Source organism: Kitasatospora sp. NPDC056138, assembly GCF_042264695.1.
GTDB lineage: Bacteria > Actinomycetota > Actinomycetes > Streptomycetales > Streptomycetaceae > Kitasatospora.
In genome coordinates this window covers 1-4244 of record NZ_JBHJVK010000152.1, presented here as the reverse complement: position 1 = coordinate 4244, position 4244 = coordinate 1, and the positions used below count along the sequence as shown (strand labels likewise).

The 4244-nt window shown below is 69.4% G+C and carries 4 protein-coding genes and 1 pseudogene; all 5 read right to left on the bottom strand.

Going from position 1 to position 4244, the window contains the following annotated elements:
- Nucleotides 1–94: 94 nt before the first annotated feature.
- The 5 genes and pseudogenes from ACFC1R_RS38660 to ACFC1R_RS38640 all read right to left on the bottom strand — a co-directional run bounded on the left by ACFC1R_RS38660 (nt 95) and on the right by ACFC1R_RS38640 (nt 4124).
- Nucleotides 95–859, bottom strand: a complete 765-nt coding sequence (locus tag ACFC1R_RS38660) for a maleylpyruvate isomerase family mycothiol-dependent enzyme (RefSeq protein ID WP_375946405.1) — start codon at nt 857–859, stop codon at nt 95–97.
- Nucleotides 856–1917: pseudogene (locus ACFC1R_RS38655) on the bottom strand (lantibiotic dehydratase); the annotation flags it as partial. The pseudogene ACFC1R_RS38655 and the gene ACFC1R_RS38660, both read right to left, overlap by 4 nt.
- Nucleotides 1918–2570: 653 nt before the next feature.
- Complete coding sequence (locus ACFC1R_RS38650) at nt 2571–2888, bottom strand: hypothetical protein (protein ID WP_375946404.1); 318 nt, start codon at nt 2886–2888, stop codon at nt 2571–2573.
- A 466-nt stretch (nt 2889–3354) separates the two neighbouring features.
- Entirely contained in the window at nt 3355–3660 is a 306-nt protein-coding gene (locus tag ACFC1R_RS38645) for a hypothetical protein (protein ID WP_375946403.1), read from the bottom strand.
- Between the two features lie 92 nt (nt 3661–3752).
- A complete protein-coding gene (locus tag ACFC1R_RS38640) occupies nt 3753–4124 on the bottom strand; it encodes a winged helix-turn-helix transcriptional regulator (RefSeq protein WP_375946402.1) in 372 nt (123 codons plus the stop codon).
- Nucleotides 4125–4244 lie beyond the last annotated feature (120 nt).

The following is a 4244-nucleotide window of genomic DNA, read 5'->3' as shown; positions in this document are numbered from 1 at the left end:
CGACATCTCGAAGCGTGAAGAACGGCCGCGTCACGTGCGCCCGGATCCCGGAGACCTCAGCCGGTCGAGTGACCAGCGACCATAAACGCCAAGCTTAGTCCCAGTCCTGCAGCTGCTGGAGCAGGTCGGCGTCGCCCTCCATCCGCAGCGAGCCGGCCGGGATGCGCATGTACATGAGCAGGGCCATCTCGCTCGCCGTGCCGTAGATGGCGGCGGTGGGCTTGCTCTCGGCGGCCTCCGCCGCGGTGAGGCGGGTGAAGCGGGAACCGGCGGCGTCCACCGTCTGGCGCCAGGAGCCAGCCTCGGCTGCGTGGTAGTCCATGGTGGCGGGCTCGCCCGGCCACGGGACCGTGACGGTGCAGACGGTGGCGAGGAACTCCTCGATGGCGTCGACCGCCTCGGTCGTCGGCAGCTCCTGCGGGGCACCGGAGGCCAGCTGGGCGTCGTAGGTGTGGATCAGTGACTCCGGGACGCGGCGGCGGGCCACGGCGGCCACCGTGTGCGGCGAGGCCAGCGGCTCCCACCAGGCCCAGCAGCCCCGGTCCGGGCCGGCCTCGCGCAGAGCAGTAAGCAGCTGCTCCGTCGAGTCGGCCAGCCAGGTTATGAGGGCCTCGCGCTCCCTGGGCGCCGCCAGCCCGTCCTTGCTCGGCCGCTCGTCGCCCGGCGCGGTGTTCAGCACGATGTAGGCCCAGAAGCGGTCCCCCTCACTGAGGTGGTTCGCCAGGTCGTACAGCGTCCAGCCCGGGCAGGACGGGACGTCGGCGTCGAGGCTGGGGGCTGCGGCGACGGCGGCGCGGAACGCGGCGGACCGCTCGTCGATCATCCGCAGCAGGGTGGGGAAGTAGAGATGCTCAGTCACGCAGACCTTGTATCACCCGGACCGGGACTCTCGCACTCGATTAAGACACCGTCGGCGGCGGAACGGTGCTCGGCGAGGCTGATCACCAGCTGGCCGGTCGCCATGCTGCGGGCGACGTGCCCGGTCGCCGCGTCCAGAGGCGGGAACGAGAGCTGCGCGGTCACGGCGTGCTCGTCCATCGTCGGAAGGTTCGTCAGCACGTCGGCGAACGCCGCCCGGTGCCCAGGCTCGGGAAGGTGGAGGAAGCGCCCGACCGAGACACCGGCCGCCCGGGACGCCGGCACCGCCTCCAGCCGGAAGTCGCCCCGGTCGAGGGCCTGCTGGGAGCCGGCGTGGAGGCGCGCCAGGATCTCCAGATGCGGGGGCAGCCGAAGCTCAGCTGGGCCCAGATCGAGCCTGGACAGCAGCACCTCGTCGAGGACGACCTCGCGCTCGCCGTCGAGCGCGGCCCGCTGCGCGAGGGCGGCGAGCAGCTCGTCGCGTTCGTCGAAGCGTGGCACTTCGGAAGGCCGGGCGCCGGGGTAGCCGTCGGGCCGGCCGATCCCGCTGTCCGCCACCGTGTCGAGTAGTGGCACCAGCGCGCCGCGGCCGTAGCGCTCGTAGAACTTCTGATGGTAGGCCCGCCATGCTGCTGTGCCGTTGGGAGCGGCGCTGAGTCTGGCCAGCAGCTGGGCGGCTCGGGCGGCCTCGTCGGCCACCGCGTGCGGGAGGACGAGGTCGGAGTCCAGCCGCAGGTCGACAGCCGGAGCCGGAAGGCTGCTGTCAGCGGTACGCATATCCGCCAGGACCCCGGCCGCATCGGCGACTTGCTCGGCTCCGGCCTTCTCCAAGGCGGTCAGGAGACGCCTGAGGGGATCGGGGTCGGTCGCCGGGGCGTGCAGGTTCGTGATGAGCGCCCGCTGGGTGACGAGCTCGGACAGGATGCCGGTGACCTGTTCGGCGGTTGCGGTGGGGAACTCGTCGTGGACCTTGTCGGCTAGGTCCTGGAAGCGGAGCGGCTGGCGTGCGGCGGCGAGGGCGAAGGCGACGGGCCGGGTGTGGCGCAGGGTCGTTTCGCCTGCGGCCGTTCCGCCGCCGGGCCAGTGCGTTCACCGCCTGCTGCAGCGGGGTCGCATCCTCTGGTTCGGGCAGACAGGAAAGCCGGCCCTCGGCCGAGGCGGCGTTCGCGACCGCGTCGGCGAGCCGCTCCATCTCTCGCAGGGTGGTCGAGTTCGGAGAGTTCAGGTCGCGTCACGGTGGCCAGTCTCGCAGCGGTGCACGGCCGGGGCACCCCGGTTTCCAGGCGCATCGGAGACTGAACCGGGCCCTTGTCGGCCGGGCCTGTCGGGGGCCGGCCCGAGAGGACCCGGGACTGCCAGGCTGCCGAGGAACGGCCGCTCAGCAGCTGCCATGCCGACGCGGGCGAAGGTCACGCGATGGGGATGGCTCTGAAACTCGTTGACGATCACGAAGGCACAGAGTCCCGCACCCGGCGCGGGGATCACACAGCGGCTCCGGAACCCACCGCCCGAGCGGCTCTCATTCGACGGTTCAGGCACGGATTTTGTGAACTGGACCGTGCTGCCGTGCGTTGGTGGCGCTCCGTCATCCGGGGCGTCGTCCTTCGCCTCGATGCAGAGTGTCATCAACGTAGGGGTGGCGGGATCGTTGCTCTGGATGCCGTTCGTCAGGGTCGGGCTTGTCCTTGTGGCCGACGGGGAGCCTGTGCGGGTCAGACGATGCCGAAGCCCTCGCATCTGTCGAACACGGTCAGCGTGACGGCAACGTTGACCGGAGCGCTCGCGTTGTCGACGTGCACCACGTACTCGATGCCCGTGGCCTCGGTCGGTCCGCCGTGCGGGACGATGTTGGAGATCCACACGATGGGGCCGTGGACCTGGAGCCGGAGGTTGAGGTCAGGGCCGAAGGAGCCCGGACCTCCCGGAAAGATCGCCGCGGTGGCCAGCACGGCGTGGCCGTTGGAGATGTCGAAGCCGTTGATGTTGAAGTTCTTGGCTTGAGCGCCAGGCGACTGATTCGGATGGAACACTCGAAAACTGCGGGCCATGACCCCTGCTTCCCGTGCCTCGGTTGGGGCTGACGGGCGGCGTCTACACCGCTTGGTCAGCATTTGTCCCATCTATATATGCTTCGGGGGAGGTGCGTGTACGGACGCGCCGGAACTGTGCAGGCCTGCCTGAGGCCCGTGAAGCGGATCAGCTCCGCTGAGGGGCCGTCACGGCCTGTGGCTGGTGACTCACGGCGGTCGGCAGGAGCAGCTTGCCTAGGAGGGGGAGGCGGGGGCTCGGCCGAACATGCCGCGTTTGAGGGCCTTGAGGTCGTTGACGCGGCCTTCGACGGGGCCAAAGGACCATTCGGTGCTCATGCCGAAGAGGACGGCGTCGAGAGCAACCCCCGCGAGCGCGGGGCGGACGCACCTGATCTTCCGGGCCGTCAGCCCCGTACGACCGACGGCTACTTGCAGAGTGTTCTGCAGGGATCCCGCCTGGACCACCTCAAGATAGCGTCGCGTACTCGTGCATGGGATCGTCCGGCGCTTGCACCGGGAAGCTGCTCAGACATGCGATCGAGCCTGCCGGGTCGCCGCTGCCTTCTCGGGAGTGGAATTCCATGGCACCCGGAAATCTCAACACGCCGAACTTGGCAGGCATCCCATGAGCCGGCGTGTCAAACGGCGAGTGCGTGGCGCGGCGGGGCCAGCCGGTTGCCTCCTCGCACAGCCGCCGGTCGCTCAGCCCGGACGTCACCGGCCCATCGGTGCACAGCACCGGCTGCCCCGACGCGAGTTGAGCGTGGCTCAAGCCCTCCTCCTGGCGGACCAGCCGGACCAGGCCTTCGGATTGCGGGGTGCCCGGTCACGCCGGATGCGCTTTCGCGGCCGACTACCAGCACGCTATCGCGCGCTGCGCGGTGAAAGCCGCCGTGTGATCCGGTCGAACAGCTCCGCCAGCGGCTCGCCGACGTCCCGACCGAACTCGGTCAGCCCGTAGGTGACCTGGGGCGGCGTCGCCGGCTCGACCCTCCGCCAGATCAGGCCGTCCTCGACCAGCGTGCGCAGGGTCTGGGCGAGCATCTTCTCGCTGATGCCCTGGATGCTCTCGCGCAGCTCGTAGAACCGAAGGTCGTTGCTCCGCAAGGAGATCAACACCCAGATGCCCCACCTGCTGGTCACATGGTCGACCACATCGCGCGCGGGGCAGTCGGTGTGAAACACCTCATACCCTTCCCCCGGCTCGGCCTGCATGAGCTGCGAACCTCCCACCATGTGATGAGCTTACCTCAAGGTATGTCCTTAGAACTCGTAACACGATCACTGACCTTGGGTGTTGAGGCGTCGCCAGCAGATGACCGCGCAGGCGAGTGAGACGAAGGCGTTGTGGAGGTC

Bases quoted from the DNA above. Each gene is read 5' to 3' on its own strand.
- ACFC1R_RS38640 (WP_375946402.1), bottom strand. From the start codon at position 4,124: ATGGTGGGAGGTTCGCAGCTCATGCAGGCCGAGCCGGGGGAAGGGTAT.